We start from the raw sequence: 15,443 nt of genomic DNA on the forward strand, positions 1-15,443 counted from the left end.
AAAGATCATTGCACGCCGCGGCCGGAAGTTCAGCGCTGACAGGTTGGACACAAGTAGGCCACCCGGTCGCCGCCGTCGTCGAAACGGATGCGGGTGCCGCAGCGGCGGCAGGGCTGCCCGGCGCGCCCGTAGACCCACAGCTGCCGGCCCGCCCGGGTGTCGCCGGTGGTGCAGCGGTTCCAGCGGAAGCGATTGGCCCACAGCATGTCCCGGGCGCGGCTCACCAGCCGGCGCGGGTCGGTGACGGCGCTGACCGGCGCGGTGGGCAGGCGTCCGCTGACGAAACACAGTTCGTTGCAGTAGACGTTGCCGACCCCGGCCAGCACGCGCTGGTCCAACAGCGCCTCCCCGAGCGGGCGGTCGGGGCGCGCCGCCAGGTTGGCGGCGGCGCGCACCGGGTCCCAGTCGGAGCCCAGCAGGTCGGGTCCCAGGTGCGCGACCACCTCGGCGTCGCGGTCGCGCTCCAAAATCTCTAGCACGCCCAGGTCGACACCGACGGCGCGAACGCCGTTGGCCTCCAGGACGATTCGCGCCCGGTGGTCCACCCGCACCGGCCGGTTACCTACGCGCCAGCTGCCGTCCATCTTCAGATGCGAGTGAATGCTGGACCGGCCGACCCGGATGAACAGGTGCTTGCCGCGGCTTGCCACCTCGTCGACGACCTGCCCGGTGAGGTCGACGGTGGCAAACCGCGGCACCCGGACATCGCAGCGCGTCAACGTGCGACCGGCCAGGTGCTCGCGCAGCATGACCGCGGTGTGCCAGACGGTGTCGCCCTCGGGCATGGGTCAGCGCAGCCGCATTCCGCGTGGGGTCCGGGCGAATCCGGCCTCGTGCAGGGCGTCCGCAACCCGGCGGGGCCCGTCGTGCGGCTGCAGCGCCGGCGCCCCGTCGATGCGTTCCACCAGGATCGACGCCACACGCCGGGCGGCGACCAGGTCGGCCAGCGCCGCGGCCGCGGCATGCGTGGCCCCGGGGTCGTCGGTGAACGTCAGCAGCGACCTGCCGCCGCGCTCCAGGAACCAGGCCAGCGCGCCGTCGACCAGCACGACCAGCGCCCCCGCCTTGCGGCCGGGCCGCGCGCCCTCGGCGCCCGAGGCGGGCCATCCCAGCGCGGCGCCGTAGGGGTTGGCCGGGTCGGCGGCGGCCAGCGCGACGGCCCGGTATTCGGGCCGCTCGGGGTCGATGCCGTCGCTGTAGCTGCGCAGCCGGTCGACGGTGGAGGCGATGGCGAACTGGGCGCCGCCCAGCGACTCGACGAAGTAGCCGCGCTGGCACCGGCCGGCCTCCTCGAACGTGCTCAGCACCTTGTAGAGCGTCGCGAAGCCACCCGGGATCCCCTCGGCCGCGACCGCGCCCCGGGTGAGCACGCCGTGGCGGTTCAACAGCAGCTCGGCCTGATAGTGCGCCCGCAGCGTGGAATCCGGCTCCGGCACGGCCACCACCGACCACCGCCCGGCCACGGTCGGGTCGGTACTGCGGTGCTGCGGGTGCGCCACGCTGTAGCGGCTCAGCCGCGGAGGGCGCTGCGTCCGGTGCGCCGGCGCCGAACGCTTGCGGGCTCCGGCGCCGCCCAGGACGGCGCGCACCGGCGCGAACGTGTCCCCGGTGACCCAGCCCGCCCAGATCAGCTCCCACAGCGCCTCTTTGAGCCCGGGGATCGACGGCTCGGCCAGCTGGCGGAAGAAGTAGGCGCCGCCGCCGGCCAGCGTGTCCAGGATCGCGCGGTGGGCGTCGCTGAGCTCGAGCGGGGCGGGCGGGGACAGCGTGAGCGGCGCGGAATCGCTCGCGTGCAGCGCGACCCAGCCGTCGCTGCCCGAGATCGATCCGACCCCCGACCAGGTGACCTCGCCGGTGGCGAGCAGCTCGTCGAGCAGCGCGGGGGAGTAGTCCCGGATCCGGGGCGCCAGGATCAGCGGTTCCAGCGCCGAGGCCGGCACCCGGGCACCCGCCAGCTGGTCGATCGCCGCGACCAGCCCGTCGACGCCCGACTGCGGCGCCGACACGTGGTGCCAGGCCGGCAGGAATCGCCCGTAGGCGGCGGTGCTGACCGGCTCCACCTGCGCGCGCAGCGCCGCCAGCGAACGCCGCCGCAGGATGCGCAGGACGTCGGCGTCGCACCACTGCTCGCCTCCCGCGGCGCCGGACGTCTCGGCCGCGGTGACGAAGTCGCCGCGCACCAGCTTGCCGTCGGCGGCCAGCCGGCCCAGCACGTCGGCCGTGACCCGCAGCCCCAGGCCGAACCGGGCGGCGGCCTCCGCCGTGGTGAACGGGGTGTGCGTGCGCGCGTAGCGGCCCAGCAGCTCCCCGAGCGGGTCGGCCACCGCTTCGGTGAAGGCGGCCGGCACGCCCAGCGGAACCGCGGCCCCGACCCCGTCGCGCAGTCGCCCGATGTCCTCGATGGCCACCCACCAGCTGCGCCCGGCGAAGGAGACCGTCAGCGCGCGCCGGGCGCCCCGCAACCCCTCGAGCCAGCCCCCGACGTCGGCGCCGCCGGCCCGCGCCGACAGCTCGTCGGCGCTCAGCGGCCCCAGCAGCCGCAGCAGGTCCGCGGCGCCCTCGGCGTCGCGGGCGGCCCGGTCGGCCGACAGGTGCTGCAACTGCCGGCCGGTCGCGGCGATGACGTCGGGATCGAGCAGCTCGCGCAGCTCCACCCGGCCGAGCAGCTCGGCCAGCAGCGAGGTGTCCAGCGACAGCGCCGCGGCCCGGCGCTCGGCCAGCGGGGTGTCCCCCTCGTACATGAACGCGCCGACGTAGCCGAACAACAGGGACGCCGCGAACGGGGAGGGCTTGGCCGTCTCGGCTTCCAGGACCCGCACCTTGCGCTGGGCGACGCCCGTCATCAGCTTGACGAGGGCCGGCACGTCGTAGACGTCCTGCAGGCATTCGCGGATGGTCTCCAGCACCACCGGGAAGTCGGGGTAGCGGCGCGCGACGTCTAGCAATTGGGCCGCGCGCTGGCGCTGGTGCCACAACGGCGAGCGGCGGCCGGGGTGCCGGCGCGGCAGCAGCAGCGCGCGGGCGGCGCATTCCCGGAACCGCGACGCGAACAGCGCCGATCCGCCCACCTCGGTCGTTACGATCGGGTCGATCTCGTCGGCGTCGAAGACGAACAGTTCGGCTCCGGGCGGGGCGTCGTCGCCGGAAAACCCGGTGTCGGGCAGGCGCACCACGATGCCGTCGTCGGAGGCGGTCGGCTTCTCGTCGAGGCCGTAGCGTTCGCGCAGCCGCCGCCCCACCGCCAGCGCGAGCGGCCCGTGCACCCGCAGACCGTACGGCGAATGCAGGATCACCCGCCAGTCGCCCAGCTCGTCGCGGAACCGCTCGACCAGCAGGGTGGTGTCGGTGGGCACCACCCCGGCGGCGGTCCGCTGCTCGTCCAGCAGCGCCCACAGGTTGTCGGTCGCGTAGGCGTCGAAACCCAAAGCGGCGCAACGCTTGTCGAACGCCGCGCGCTTCAGCCCGGCCAGCTCGCCGGTGAACGCCCCCAGCGCGGCGCCGAGCTCGGCCGGGCGGCCCGCGTCGTCGCCGCGCCAAAACGGCAACCGGGCCGGCTGTCCAGGCGCGGGAATCACCAGCACCCGGTCGTGGGTGATCTCGGTGATCCGCCAGCTGGTGGCGCCCAGCGAGATGACGTCGCCGGGGCGCGATTCGTAGACCATTTCCTCGTCGAGTTCGCCCACCCGCGAGGGCTTGTCGGCCTCGCTGGCCAGGTACACGGTGAACAGCCCCCGGTCGGGGATGGCGCCGCCGGAGGTCACCGCCAGCCGCTGTGCACCGGGCCGCGCGGTCAGGGTGCCGGCGTCGCGGTCGTAGACCAGGCGCGGGCGCAGCTCGGCGAAGTCGGTGGAGGGGTACTTGCCACTCAACAAATCCAGGGTGGCCTCGTACACGCTGCGCGGCAGCGTCGCGAACGGGGCGGCCCGCCGCACGGTGTCGAACCACCGGTCGGCGTCCAGCGGCTCCAGCGCGGCGGCCGCCACCGTCTGCTGCGCCAGGATGTCCAGCGGGTTGGCGGGCACCCGCATGGTCTCGATCTGGCCGGCGAGCATCCGCTGCACCGTCACCGCGCAGCCGATCAGGTCGGTGCGGTGCTTCGGGAACAGCACCCCCTGGGACACCTCGCCGACCTGGTGGCCGGCCCGCCCGATGCGCTGCAGGCCGCTGGCCACCGACGGCGGCGCCTCCACCTGGATCACCAGGTCGACGGCCCCCATGTCGATGCCCAGCTCCAGGCTCGACGTCGCCACCACCGCCTTGAGCAGCCCGCGCTTGAGGTCCTCCTCGACCAGGGCGCGCTGCTCCTTGCTGACCGAACCGTGGTGGGCGCGCGCGAGCACGGCGTCCGCGCCCAGCGTCTGGCCGCTGCCCATGATGTGGGCCGGCGCGCCGCCGGGCACCTGCGCGTTGAGGTCCGCCCCGAGCGCGATCCCGCAGCGCTCGGCGTGAATCTCGTTGAGGCGGGCGGTAAGTCGTTCGGCCAGGCGCCGGGAGTTGGCGAACACGATGGTCGAGGAGTGCGATTCGATGAGGTCGACCAGGCGCGCCTCGACGTCGGGCCAGATGCTGGTGTTGGCCAGGTTGGCCATGTCGGGCACCGGCACCTGCACGGTGAGCTCGATGGTCTTGGCCGACGGCGGCGCCACGATGGTGGTCGGTTGCTGCCCGGACAGGAACCGGGCGAGCTCCTCGGGTGGGCGCACCGTCGCCGACAGCCCGATCCGCTGCGCGGGTGGCCCCTCCCGCAACTCGTCGAGCCGCTCCAGCGACACCGCCAGGTGCGCGCCGCGCTTGCCGCCCGCGATGGCGTGGATCTCGTCCACGATCACCGTCTGCACGCCGGCCAGGGTTTCGCGCGCGGACGACGTCAGCATCAAAAACAGCGACTCCGGGGTGGTGATCAACACGTCGGGCGGGTGCGCGATGAGCTGGCGGCGCGCGGCGGGCGGGGTATCGCCGGAGCGGACCCCGACGGTGATGTCCGGGGCGGGCAGCCCGTGGCGTTCGGCGATCCGGGTGAGTCCCGCCAACGGAGTGCGCAGATTGCGTTCGACGTCGACCGCGAGCGCCTTGAGCGGGGAGACGTACAGCACCCGGGTGCCGGCCGGCCTCTCGGCCGCCCCGGCGAGACCAGCGAGGCTATCCAGGGCCCACAGGAACGCGGCGAGCGTCTTGCCGGATCCGGTCGGCGCGATCACCAGGGTGTTGTCGCCCCGCGCGATGGCGTCCCACGCCTGGGCCTGCGCGGTGGTTGGCGCGGCGAAGGTGGCCTGGAACCACTCGCGCGTCATCGCGCTGAACCCGCCCAGCGGGTCGAGGCGGGGATCGGCGCGAGAACTCACCTCACCATGGTGCCAATGCGCACCGACAACACAGTGCGGGCCTCGTCAGAGCCGCGCGGTGGCCATGGCCTCCGACAGCTCCTTGGGAATCTCCGGCACCCGCGCGATGGCGTCGAGCAGCGCGTGCGCGCAGGCGTCGGCCAGCCGGTCGGCGTCGGTGGTGGGATCCATGATGCGCTGCCGGCAGATCTCGAACGTCAACGCCAGCCAGCCCTGCAGGATCACCCGCAGGTCCCGCTCGACATCGGGTTCCAGCGCGTTGGTGTCCGGCATCCCGCTGACGACCTCGCCGATGCGCGACATGATGTGTTCCATCTGGCGGTTCTTGGCCTCGTCGTCGATGCCGAGCAGAACCGGGTCGGACCGGCCGAGACCCACGTAGGCGGCCCACGCGGCCTCCGGATTCTGCTCGTGATAGGCCATGTAGGCCAGCACACCCATCCGGATCTCCTCGAACATGGTCAGGCCGGCGGGTGGCGGGTTGTTGGTCGCCTCGTACAGCCGGTCGGCCTCGTCCTTGACGACCGCGGCGAAGAACGCCCGCTTGTCGGGGAAGTAGTGATACATCAGCGCGCGGGACACCCCCGCGCGTTCGGCTATCTCGTCGATGCGGACCTCGTCGTAGGGTCGCTTCCCAAAGACTTCTGCCCCCAAAGCGAGCAGCTCGGCGCGTCGATCCTCAGGGGATAACCGCCTCCTGGCTGTCGGCATGTGTCAGATAGTACTCATCTGGTATGAGACAGCCGCCACACCGGCGCGTTGGCGGCCGATCCGCGGCGTATGCGCTGGTCAACGCGGTCCAGTCCGGGCGAGACGGCCGTTTATGGTGGTTTGCCGCCGGGTATCTGTTCCCATGAGATCTCTCGCCTGGGGGTGAGCGCCGCGACGGGGGTCGGTAACTAATTCGGCGCGCCGAACGATGGACAAAAAGCAGCTGGCAGTGGGACATGAGGGGCAGCTATGCACAAAGCGGATGAGCGGTCACCCGGCGACCGCTTGGGGCAGGACGACGGCGAGGTGCACGCCGCCATCCGGTTTGCGGTGCTGGCCGCGGCCGCCGGGGTCGGTTTCGTGGTGCTGGCGGCGCTGTGGGTCAGCACCTGCCCGGGCACGGGCGTGGACACGGTGGCCTGCGGCGCGCCGCAGCGCACCATGCTGGCTTTCGGCGGTCCGTTGATTCTGTTTGCCGGGGGTCTCTGGGCGTTCGTGCGCACCTACCGGGTGTGGAAGGCGCACGGCATCTGGTGGGCGTGGCACGGCGCCGGCTGGTTCCTGCTCACGCTGATGGTGGTCGCGCTCGGCCTGGGCGTTGCGCCCATCGCCGGGCCGGTGCTGGCCCTGTAGCTCAGGACCCGGCGGGCTTGTGGCTGACCGCGCGCCGGCGCGCTGCGGCGTCGGCTTCGGCTTTTTCGGCGATGGCCCTTTCGGCGATGAGGTGCCATTGCTCGTCGATGCGGGCCACCCGGCGATGCTCCACGACGAACCACAGCGCCGCCGCGACCACGCCGAGCACGGCGACCAGGCTCGTCGTGGCGAGCCACTCGTAGTGCCCGTAGGCGGCGGCCGCCGTCGTGCTGATCATCCCGCCCAACGCGACGATCAGCAGGATGAACCCGGGCCAGTAGAGGTTGTCCTTCATCGTGAAACCGGCGTGCGGTTGCGTGGTCCGGAAGTGATCCGTCGGATCGTGGTGCCGGTCGCCCATAACGCCTCCCTTCGTCGTGTGGTCAGGCCGGGACGGCCGGATCGCGAGCGAGCACCTCGGGCAGCGATATCGCCCCGATCGTGGTGATCAGCCACACCACCACGATTGCGGCGGCCCAGGACGCGACGCCGCGGATGGTGAGCCCGTGGCTGAGCACCGCGGCCAGCGCCAGCGCGACGAGCGTCAACACCAGGCCGGTGGCCCCGAGAAGCAGCGATGCGTACGCGCGCGGCAGCCTGACGATCGCGAGCGACAGCGTGGCCTGCGCGGCCGTGAACAACACCACGGCGGGGATGAACCCCGACACCGACACCGAGACATTCGGCACGACCCGGGCCGCCACCAGCAGTCCGACCGACCATGACGCGAGAAGCACAACTGCGCGAAGCAGAGCCTGCTTCATGCCAATAAGTGTAGGTCTCGGCGTTGCTAGTGTTAAGCAGCTGACGCGCGTTACTGGGTTATTCGCCGCCGCAAATGGGTATCAGCCCTAAACCATGAATGCTGGAACTGTTGCTGCCCATTTCACCAGCGATCACTATGACCAGCGCGATCCCGGTCGTGCCGCATGACCAACCGCTTGGAACCGACGGTCGACGGCGGGCTGCGCAGCAGTAGTAGTGTCGAGCCGACATTGCCGGGAGACCATATGACCGATGCGGGATCGCGCGCTCACAGCCGTCAACGCGGCCATCGCGCCGTCGAATTGCACGTCGCGGCGCGCCTGGAGAACCTGGCGATGCTGCGCACGCTCGTCGGTGCGATCGGCACCTTCGAGGACCTTGATTTCGATGCGGTCGCCGACCTGCGGCTCGCGGTCGACGAGGTGTGCACCCGCCTGATCCGCTCGGCCACACCGGACGCCACGTTGGTCGTCGTGGTCGACCCGCAGGACGACGAATTGGTGGTGGAGGCGTCCGCGGCGTGCGACACCCACGACGTGGTGGCGCCCGGCAGCTTCAGCTGGCACGTCCTGACCTCCCTGGCCGACGAGGTCCAGACCTTCCACGACGGTCGCGAGCCCAACGAAAGCGGCAGCGTTTTCGGCATCACGCTGACCGCGCGACGGGCGGCCTCTAGCAGGTGACAGCGCGAGCTGCAGGCGGTTCGGTCTCGCGGCCGAACGAGTATGCCGACGTCCCGGACATGTTCCGGGAACTTGCCGGCGTCGCCGCCGACTCGATGGAATTCCAGCGCCAGCGCGACAAGATCGTGGAGCGGTGCCTGCCGCTGGCCGATCACATCGCCCGGCGGTTCGAGGGCCGGGGCGAACCCCGCGACGACCTGGTGCAGGTGGCGCGGGTCGGCCTGGTCAACGCCGTCGTCCGCTTCGACGTCGAGACCGGATCGGACTTCGTCTCGTTCGCGGTGCCCACCATCATGGGGGAGGTCCGCCGGCACTTCCGCGACAACAGCTGGTCGGTCAAGGTTCCCCGGCGGCTGAAGGAGCTGCACTTGCGGCTGGGCACCGCTACCGCGGATCTGTCCCAGCGGCTCGGCCGGGCGCCGACCGCCACCGAACTCGCCGCCGAACTCGGGATGGAGCGCGACGAGGTCGTCGAGGGCCTGGTGGCGGGGAGCTCCTACAACACCTTGTCCATCGACACCGGGGGCGGCAGCGACGACGACGACGCCCGCGCCATCGCGGACACCCTGGGTGACGTGGACGCCGGCCTCGACCGCATCGAGGATCGGGAGGCGTTGCGCCCCTTGCTCGAGGCGCTGCCCGAGCGGGAACGCATGGTCTTGGTGCTCAGGTTCTTCGAGTCGATGACGCAGACGCAGATCGCCGAGCGGGTGGGCATCTCCCAGATGCACGTGTCCCGGCTGCTGGCCAAGTCGCTAACGCGGCTGCGGGACCAGCTGCAGTAGCGGCCGCGATCCCGGGCCATCCGCCCGGGTCGGCCCCAACAGCTGCTCGGCCTGCGGCGTCGTCACCGGCAGCGTGCCGTCGGGGTCGCAGATGCGCAACAACCGCGCCACCACCGCGCTGGGCACCATGGCCCAGTGCACCTGCGCCGCCGAGCACGCGACGTTGATCCGGTGTATTGCCGAAAACCCGGCGGTGCCAATGAATTCCAGGCCGCGCAGGTCCAGGATGATGCGCCTGGAACGCCTGACGCTGCGCTGCACGTAGGCCGCGAGCTGATCGGCGTTGGCGGCGTCGAGCTCGCCGTCGGCGGTGATCACGGTGCCCAGCGCGCTCGATCGCGCGGTGAATTGGGCCGTGCGGCTTTGTTGCCAAGATTGGGCCACAGACATGCTTGTCTCCGTCATTAGGAGGATCCTGCTGTGGATGACGTCGGGTGGTCGATGCTGGTTCAAGACCGGGAGTTCGCACGCCCCATGGCCCCCGACGTTATCCGGGCGGCTGTGAACTCAACCTGACCCGACCCTACCCGCGGTGGGGCGGGCCGACAACGTTTGGTGACCGAACGGTTACTTGATCTCGGCGAGGACCGTGCCCTGGGTGATGGCCGCGCCCGCCTCGACCGCCAGGCCGGTGATGGTGCCGTCCTTGTGGGCCGTGACCGGGTTCTCCATCTTCATCGCCTCCAGGACCACCACCAGGTCGCCGGTGGCGACCTCCTGACCCTCCTCGACGGCGACCTTGACCACGGTGCCCTGCATCGGCGCCGTCACCGCGTCGCCGGAGGCCGCCGCGCCCGCGTGCGACCCGCGCTTGCGCGGCTTGGGCTTCTTGCGGATGACGCCGGCCGGGTCGGCCGAACCGTTCGACAGGGCCAGGTCGCCGGGCAGCGACACCTCGAGCCGGCGCCCGCCCACCTCGACGACGACCTTCTGGCGCGGCCGGGCGTCCTCCTCGTCCAGCGGCTCGCCGCCGGTGAACGGTTCGACGGTGTTGTTCCACTCGGTCTCGATCCAGCGGGTGTGCACCGAGAAGCCGTTGTCGTCGCCGATGAACGCCGGGTCACTCACCACGGCCCGGTGGAACGGGAGCACCGTGGCCAGGCCCTCGACCTCGAACTCGGCCAGCGCCCGGCGGGCCCGCGCCAGCGCCTCGTGCCGGTCGGCGCCGTACACGATCAGCTTGGCCAGCATCGAGTCGAACTGGCCGCCGATCACCGAGCCGGTCTCCACGCCGGAGTCCAGCCGCACGCCGGGGCCGGTGGGCGGGTGGAACTTGCTGACCGGCCCGGGCGCGGGCAGGAAGTTGCGGCCGGCGTCCTCGCCGTTGATGCGGAATTCGATCGCGTGCCCGCGCGGGGTCGGGTCCTCGGTGATGTCCAGCTTCTCGCCGTTGGCGATCTTGAACTGCTGCAGCACCAGGTCGATGCCCGCGGTCTCCTCGGTGACCGGGTGCTCGACCTGCAGGCGGGTGTTGACCTCCAGGAAGGAGATCAGGCCGTCCTGGCCGACCAGGTACTCGACGGTGCCGGCGCCGTAGTAGTGCGCCTCCTTGCAGATCCGCTTGGCCGACTCGTGGATCTCCTTGCGCTGGGCGTCGGTCAGGAACGGCGCGGGCGCCTCCTCCACCAGCTTCTGGAAGCGGCGCTGCAGCGAGCAGTCGCGGGTACCCGCGACGACGACGTTGCCGTGCTGGTCGGCGATCACCTGCGCCTCGACGTGGCGGGGCTTGTCGAGGTAACGCTCCACGAAGCACTCGCCGCGGCCGAACGCGGACACGGCCTCGCGGACGGCCGACTCGTACAGCTCCGGGATCTCCTCGAGCGTGCGGGCCACCTTCATGCCCTTGCCGCCGCCGCCGAACGCCGCCTTGATCGCGATCGGCACGCCGTACTCCTTGGCGAAGGCCACCACCTCGTCGGCGTCCTTGACCGGGTCGGGCGTGCCGGGCACCAGCGGGGCCTGGGCGCGCGCGGCGATGTGGCGCGCGGTGACCTTGTCGCCCAGGTCGCGGATGGACTGCGGGCTCGGCCCGATCCAGATCAGGCCGGCGTCGGTCACCGCCTGGGCGAAGTCGGCGTTCTCCGACAGGAATCCGTAGCCGGGGTGGATGGCGTTGGCGCCGGACTTCTCCGCCGCGTCCAGGAGCTTGCCGAAGTCCAGGTAGGACTCCGCCGAGGTTTGGCCGCCGAGGGCGAACGCCTCGTCCGCCAGGCGCACGTGCGGCGCGTCGGCGTCGGGCTCGGCATACACCGCCACGCTGGGCAGGCCCGCATCGCGGGCCGCGCGGATCACCCGGACGGCGATCTCACCGCGGTTGGCGACGAGCACCTTGGAGATCCTCGAGCTGGCGTGACTGGCCACTGCGCCTCCTGTTTGGCTGGACGTCTTCGTCTCTAAGAGATTTTCTTACAAGTCTTGTCCGGGGAAGTTTATGCGGCGCGCCGCGCGCCCTGAAACCCGGTGCCGGAATCCGTTTGTGATCAGGCCGCCTCGCGCAGGCGGCGCTTGATCCGGGCCAGCATCGCCGACATGCCGCGCAGTCGCAGCGGGCTGATCAGAGCGGCCAGGCCCAACTCGGTGTAGAAATCCTCGGGCACCGCCAGGATGTCCGCGGCGGGTTGTTCGTCGAGACCGGCGGCCAGGATCGACGCGAACCCCCGGGTGGTGGGCGCCTCGGCGGGCGCGCTGAAGTGCAGCCGCACCCGGCCCCGGTCGCTGGCGTCGACGTGCAAAAACAGCGGCGACTGGCATTCGGGCACCGGCTCCATCGCCGCCTCCTCGAGTTCCGGGGGCAGGGCCGGCAGCTCGTTGGCGAATTCCAGCAGCAGCGCCAGCTTGTCCTGGCCCTGGACCTCGGCGAAGTCGGAGACCACCTCGGCCAGGGGCGCGGGCATGCTCATGGGACCGGCACGGCTCCCGGTTCGGGGCCCCCGACGATCGGGACTCGTACCGTGTTGCCCCACTCGGTCCACGATCCGTCGTAGTTGCGGACCCCGGGCTTGCCCAGCAGATGCGTCAGCACGAACCAGGTGTGGCTGGAACGCTCGCCGATGCGGCAGTAGACGACGGTCTTGTCGTTGGGCTGCAGGAAGCCGTAGAGCTCTTCGAGCTCGGCGCGGCTGCGGAACCGGCCGCTCTCGTCGACGGCCTTGGCCCACGGGATCGACCGGGCGGTGGGGATGTGCCCGCCGCGCAGCACGCCCTCCTCGGGGTACTCGGGCATGTGGGTGCGCTTGCCGGTGTACTCGTCGGGCGAGCGCACGTCGATCAGCGGCTGGGTGCCGAGGATGCCCAGCACGTCGTCCTTGTAGGCGCGGATGGGCTCGTCGTTGCGCTGCACGACGGGATAGCCCGTCGACGTCTTGGTCGGGACGTCCAGGGTGGTCTCGCGGCGCTCGGCCAGCCACAGGTCGCGGCCGCCGTTGAGGAGGCGGACGTCGGGGTGGCCGAACAGCGTGAAGACCCACAGCGCGTAGGCCGCCCACCAGTTGCTCTTGTCGCCGTAGATCACCACGGTGTCGTCGCGGGCGATGCCCTTGCGGTCCATCAGCTCGGCGAACTGCTGGCCGTCGATGTAGTCGCGGACCCTCGGGTCGTTGAGGTCGGTGTGCCAGTCGATCTTGACCGCGCCGGGGATGTGGCCGACGTCGTAGAGCAGCACGTCCTCGTCGGACTCGACGATCACCAGGCCGGGGGCGCCCATGTTGGCCGACAGCCAGTCGGCGGTGACGAGCCGTTCGGGGTGGGCGTATTCCGTCAGGGAGGGATGCGGGTCGGGGGGTAATGGCACGACTTCGAGCCTACCGCCGGGGCTCGGGGCGCGGCCGGTCAGTGCTGGCCCCCCGGCGCTTTGCGTGTGAAACCTGGGCTTTGCTTGTGATCTGAGGGATTTGGGTGTGCAGCCCCGGCGGGAAAATCGCCGAATCACCGCCCCGGCTTCACGCCGAAAGCCCTGGCTTCACACCCAACGCACTGGGCTCGCCGCCCACAGCGCGGCCACCGACAGCCCCACCCGTGCCAGCAGCGAGCGCAGCAGCGGCAGGCTCACGCCGATCACGTTCGACGGGTCGCCGTCGATCCCGTCGACGAACCAGCCGCCCAGCCCGTCCAAAGTGAATCCCCCCGCCACCCCCAGTGGCTCGCCGGCCGCGACATAGGCCCGCAGATCCGCCTCGGCAGGCCGCGCGAAATGCACTGTGGTGCAAACGGATTCGGTCTCGCGGTGGGTGATCGCGCCGTCGCTCAGCCGCAGCAGGCAGTGCCCGGTGTGCAGGCGGCCGGACCGGCCGCCCATCAGGCGCCACTGGGCCGCGGCTGCTTCGGGCGAGCCCGGCTTGCCGCACAGCCGCCCGTCGAGGTAGAGCATCGAATCACAGCCGAGCACAACGCAATCCGCCGCGACGGTGGCTCCCACGTCGACGGCCACCCGGTCGGCCTTGGCGGCCGCCAGCGCGCAGACCACCTCGTCGGGCGCAGCGCCCGATCCCAAACTCGCGGTGATCGCATCCTCGTCGACGCCGGACACCACGACCAGCGGATCGACGCCGGCCTGGCGCAGCACCTTCAGGCGACCCGAAGACGCCGAACCCAGCACCAGCCGGGTCACTGCTTCATGTGTGTCATCTGCTGCATGGTGAGCCGCTGGTAGTTGGACATCGCGTAGCGCAGCCGGTCGACGGGCAGCCCCCAGCGGGTGCGCTCCGGCTCGGCGGGCTCCGGGACGCCGCCGCCCACGCCGCCCAGCACCGCGATCAGCGCGGCCAGCTCCTCGTCGGTCGGCTTGCCCTTGACGACCTGGATGTGCGGCTCGTGCTCGTGGGGGTGCTTCGTCTCGTCGCTCATAGCGGAATGTTCCCGTGCTTCTTGGGCGGCAGGTGGGAGATCTTGCGTTCCAGCAGGCGCAGCGCCGTGCCGATGTAGCCGCGGGTGGACGACGGCGGGATCACCGCGTCGACGTAGCCGCGCTCGGCCGCGACGTAGGGGTTGACGAGGGTGTCCTCGTACTCCTGCTGCAACTGCAGCCGCAGCGCGTCCACGTCCTCGCCGTTCTTCGCGGCCTCGGACAGCTGCTTGCGGTAGACGAAGCCCACCGCCCCCGAGGCGCCCATGACGGCGATCTGGGCGCTCGGCCAGGCCAGGTTGACGTCGCAGCCCATGTCCTTGGAGCCCATGACGCAGTAGGCGCCGCCGTAGGCCTTGCGGGTGATGACCGTGATCTTCGGGACCGTGGCCTCGCCGTAGGCGAACAGCAGCTTGGCGCCGCGGCGGATGATGCCGTTGTACTCCTGGCCGGTGCCCGGCAGGAAGCCCGGAACGTCCACCAGCATGATGATCGGGATGTTGAAGCAGTCGCAGGTCCGCACGAAGCGGGCCGCCTTCTCCGAGGCGTTGATGTCCAGGCAGCCGGCGAACTGCGTGGGCTGGTTGGCCACGATCCCGACCGGCCGGCCCTCGATGCGGCCGAACCCGACGACGATGTTCTGCGCGTAACCGGCCTGGATCTCGAGGAACTCGTCGTCGTCGAGGATGCGGGTGATCACCTCGTGCATGTCGTACGGCTGGTTGGGCGAGTCCGGGATCAGCGTGTCCAGCTCGAGGTCCTCGGCGGTGAGGTTGTCCTCGATCGCGCCCTCGGGGACGGGCTCGGCGTAGCGGGGCGCGTCGGTGGCGTTGTTGGGCGGCAGGTAGCTCAGCAGGTCGCGCACCCAGTCGAAGGCGTCCTGCTCGCCGGAGGCGACGTAGTGCAGGGTGCCCGACTTGGCCATGTGCGTGTGGGCGCCGCCGAGCTCCTCCATGGTGACGTCCTCGCCGGTGACGGTCTTGATGACGTCGGGTCCGGTGATGAACATCTGGCTGGTCTGGTCGACCATGACCACGAAGTCGGTCAGCGCGGGGGAGTAGACGTGCCCGCCGGCGGCGGCGCCCATGATCAGCGAGATCTGCGGGATGACGCCGGAGGCCAGGATGTTGTTGCGGAAGATCTTGCTGTACAGGCCCAGCGAGACGACGCCCTCCTGGATCCGCGCGCCGGCGCCGTCGTTGATGCCGATCAGCGGGCGGCCGGTCTTGAGGGCCAGCTCCTGGACCTTGACGATCTTCTCGCCGTACACCTCGCCGAGGCTGCCGCCGAACACCGTGGCGTCCTGGCTGAAGATGCACACGTCGCGGCCGTCGATGGTGCCGTAGCCGGTGATCACGCCGTCGCCGAGCGGGCGGTTGGCCTCCAGGCCGAAGTTCGTGCTGCGGTGCCGCGCCAGCGCGTCGAGCTCGACGAACGAGTCCTCGTCGAGCAGGGCGAGGATGCGCTCGCGGGCCGTCAGCTTGCCCTTGGCGTGCACCTTCTCGACGGCCTCTTCGCCCACCGGGTGCAGCGACTCCTCGCGCCGCTTGTGCAGCTCGGCCAGCTTGCCCGCGGTGGTGTGGATGTCGATGGTGTGCTCGGCGGCGGGCTCGGCGGTGTGGTCGGTAACGCTTGTCATGGGACTCGATGGTATCGGCAGGCCCGGCGCCCGAGTTTTAGGCTG

At 71.0% G+C, this 15,443-nt stretch carries 15 protein-coding genes; 3 read left to right on the top strand and 12 right to left on the bottom strand.

Annotation, left to right across the window (positions count from 1 at the left end; translation table 11 throughout):
* Positions 1 to 29: 29 nt before the first annotated feature.
* The 3 genes from nei2 to A5673_RS25060 all read right to left on the bottom strand — a co-directional run bounded on the left by nei2 (position 30) and on the right by A5673_RS25060 (position 6,053).
* Positions 30 to 785 (bottom strand): endonuclease VIII Nei2, encoded by a 756-nt coding sequence (nei2, locus tag A5673_RS25050; protein WP_068238830.1) that lies wholly within the window; start codon positions 783 to 785, stop codon positions 30 to 32.
* 3 nt (positions 786 to 788) lie between these two features.
* The gene (locus tag A5673_RS25055) at positions 789 to 5,291 is read right to left on the bottom strand and encodes an ATP-dependent helicase (protein ID WP_082958948.1); all 4,503 of its coding nucleotides are present in this window, start codon (positions 5,289 to 5,291) and stop codon (positions 789 to 791) included.
* A 96-nt stretch (positions 5,292 to 5,387) separates the two neighbouring features.
* Positions 5,388 to 6,053, bottom strand: a complete 666-nt coding sequence (locus A5673_RS25060; protein WP_068238832.1) for a TetR/AcrR family transcriptional regulator — start codon at positions 6,051 to 6,053, stop codon at positions 5,388 to 5,390.
* A gap of 249 nt (positions 6,054 to 6,302) precedes the next feature.
* Here A5673_RS25060 and A5673_RS25065 point away from each other — a divergent pair, with 249 nt between their 5' ends.
* Positions 6,303 to 6,686 (top strand): hypothetical protein, encoded by a 384-nt coding sequence (locus tag A5673_RS25065; RefSeq protein WP_068238836.1) that lies wholly within the window; start codon positions 6,303 to 6,305, stop codon positions 6,684 to 6,686.
* A 1-nt stretch (position 6,687) separates the two neighbouring features.
* Here A5673_RS25065 and usfY read toward each other — a convergent pair whose 3' ends face one another.
* Complete coding sequence (usfY, locus tag A5673_RS25070) at positions 6,688 to 7,047, bottom strand: protein UsfY (protein WP_231971455.1); 360 nt, start codon at positions 7,045 to 7,047, stop codon at positions 6,688 to 6,690.
* A 22-nt stretch (positions 7,048 to 7,069) separates the two neighbouring features.
* Positions 7,070 to 7,450, bottom strand: a complete 381-nt coding sequence (locus A5673_RS25075; protein ID WP_068238838.1) for a hypothetical protein — start codon at positions 7,448 to 7,450, stop codon at positions 7,070 to 7,072.
* Between the two features lie 246 nt (positions 7,451 to 7,696).
* Here A5673_RS25075 and A5673_RS25080 point away from each other — a divergent pair, with 246 nt between their 5' ends.
* Together A5673_RS25080 and A5673_RS25085 are read left to right on the top strand one after the other, a co-directional pair.
* On the top strand, positions 7,697 to 8,134 hold the full coding sequence (locus tag A5673_RS25080; protein WP_068238840.1) for an ATP-binding protein: 438 nt from the start codon (positions 7,697 to 7,699) through the stop codon (positions 8,132 to 8,134).
* Positions 8,131 to 8,919 (top strand): RNA polymerase sigma factor SigF, encoded by a 789-nt coding sequence (locus A5673_RS25085; protein ID WP_066908092.1) that lies wholly within the window; start codon positions 8,131 to 8,133, stop codon positions 8,917 to 8,919. Before A5673_RS25080 ends, A5673_RS25085 begins: the two co-directional genes overlap by 4 nt.
* On the opposite strand, the gene A5673_RS25090 is transcribed toward A5673_RS25085, so the two are convergent.
* The 7 genes from A5673_RS25090 to A5673_RS25120 form a co-directional block, all read right to left on the bottom strand.
* Complete coding sequence (locus tag A5673_RS25090; protein WP_068238918.1) at positions 8,890 to 9,309, bottom strand: STAS domain-containing protein; 420 nt, start codon at positions 9,307 to 9,309, stop codon at positions 8,890 to 8,892. The genes A5673_RS25085 and A5673_RS25090 overlap by 30 nt on opposite strands.
* Positions 9,310 to 9,486: 177 nt before the next feature.
* Positions 9,487 to 11,280 carry an acetyl/propionyl/methylcrotonyl-CoA carboxylase subunit alpha gene (locus A5673_RS25095; RefSeq protein ID WP_068238842.1) on the bottom strand — a complete coding sequence of 598 codons (1,794 nt, stop codon included), beginning with the start codon at positions 11,278 to 11,280 and terminating at the stop codon, positions 9,487 to 9,489.
* Between the two features lie 119 nt (positions 11,281 to 11,399).
* Entirely contained in the window at positions 11,400 to 11,819 is a 420-nt protein-coding gene (locus A5673_RS25100) for a SufE family protein (RefSeq protein ID WP_068238844.1), read from the bottom strand.
* A complete protein-coding gene (locus tag A5673_RS25105; protein WP_068238846.1) occupies positions 11,816 to 12,709 on the bottom strand; it encodes a sulfurtransferase in 894 nt (297 codons plus the stop codon). Before A5673_RS25105 ends, A5673_RS25100 begins: the two co-directional genes overlap by 4 nt.
* A gap of 168 nt (positions 12,710 to 12,877) precedes the next feature.
* Positions 12,878 to 13,525: a nucleoside triphosphate pyrophosphatase gene (locus A5673_RS25110; protein WP_068238848.1), complete on the bottom strand. Its 648-nt coding sequence runs from the start codon at positions 13,523 to 13,525 to the stop codon at positions 12,878 to 12,880.
* Positions 13,522 to 13,761 carry an acyl-CoA carboxylase subunit epsilon gene (locus A5673_RS25115; protein ID WP_068238850.1) on the bottom strand — a complete coding sequence of 80 codons (240 nt, stop codon included), beginning with the start codon at positions 13,759 to 13,761 and terminating at the stop codon, positions 13,522 to 13,524. Before A5673_RS25115 ends, A5673_RS25110 begins: the two co-directional genes overlap by 4 nt.
* A complete protein-coding gene (locus A5673_RS25120) occupies positions 13,758 to 15,398 on the bottom strand; it encodes an acyl-CoA carboxylase subunit beta (RefSeq protein WP_068238851.1) in 1,641 nt (546 codons plus the stop codon). The genes A5673_RS25115 and A5673_RS25120 overlap by 4 nt, the downstream gene beginning before the upstream one ends.
* Positions 15,399 to 15,443 lie beyond the last annotated feature (45 nt).

Origin of the sequence: Mycobacterium sp. E3198 (genome assembly GCF_001667015.1) — a bacterium.
Classification (GTDB): Bacteria; Actinomycetota; Actinomycetes; order Mycobacteriales; family Mycobacteriaceae; genus Mycobacterium.

Coding starts and splice junctions, on each gene's coding strand:
- nei2 (WP_068238830.1), bottom strand. CDS start 785: ATGCCCGAGGGCGACACCGTCTGGCACACCGCGGTCATGCTGCGCGAG.
- A5673_RS25055 (WP_082958948.1), bottom strand. CDS start 5,291: ATGACGCGCGAGTGGTTCCAGGCCACCTTCGCCGCGCCAACCACCGCG.
- A5673_RS25060 (WP_068238832.1), bottom strand. CDS start 6,053: ATGCCGACAGCCAGGAGGCGGTTATCCCCTGAGGATCGACGCGCCGAG.
- A5673_RS25065 (WP_068238836.1), top strand. CDS start 6,303: ATGCACAAAGCGGATGAGCGGTCACCCGGCGACCGCTTGGGGCAGGAC.
- usfY (WP_231971455.1), bottom strand. CDS start 7,047: ATGGGCGACCGGCACCACGATCCGACGGATCACTTCCGGACCACGCAA.
- A5673_RS25075 (WP_068238838.1), bottom strand. CDS start 7,450: ATGAAGCAGGCTCTGCTTCGCGCAGTTGTGCTTCTCGCGTCATGGTCG.
- A5673_RS25080 (WP_068238840.1), top strand. CDS start 7,697: ATGACCGATGCGGGATCGCGCGCTCACAGCCGTCAACGCGGCCATCGC.
- A5673_RS25090 (WP_068238918.1), bottom strand. CDS start 9,309: ATGTCTGTGGCCCAATCTTGGCAACAAAGCCGCACGGCCCAATTCACC.
- A5673_RS25100 (WP_068238844.1), bottom strand. CDS start 11,819: ATGAGCATGCCCGCGCCCCTGGCCGAGGTGGTCTCCGACTTCGCCGAG.
- A5673_RS25115 (WP_068238850.1), bottom strand. CDS start 13,761: ATGAGCGACGAGACGAAGCACCCCCACGAGCACGAGCCGCACATCCAG.
- A5673_RS25120 (WP_068238851.1), bottom strand. CDS start 15,398: ATGACAAGCGTTACCGACCACACCGCCGAGCCCGCCGCCGAGCACACC.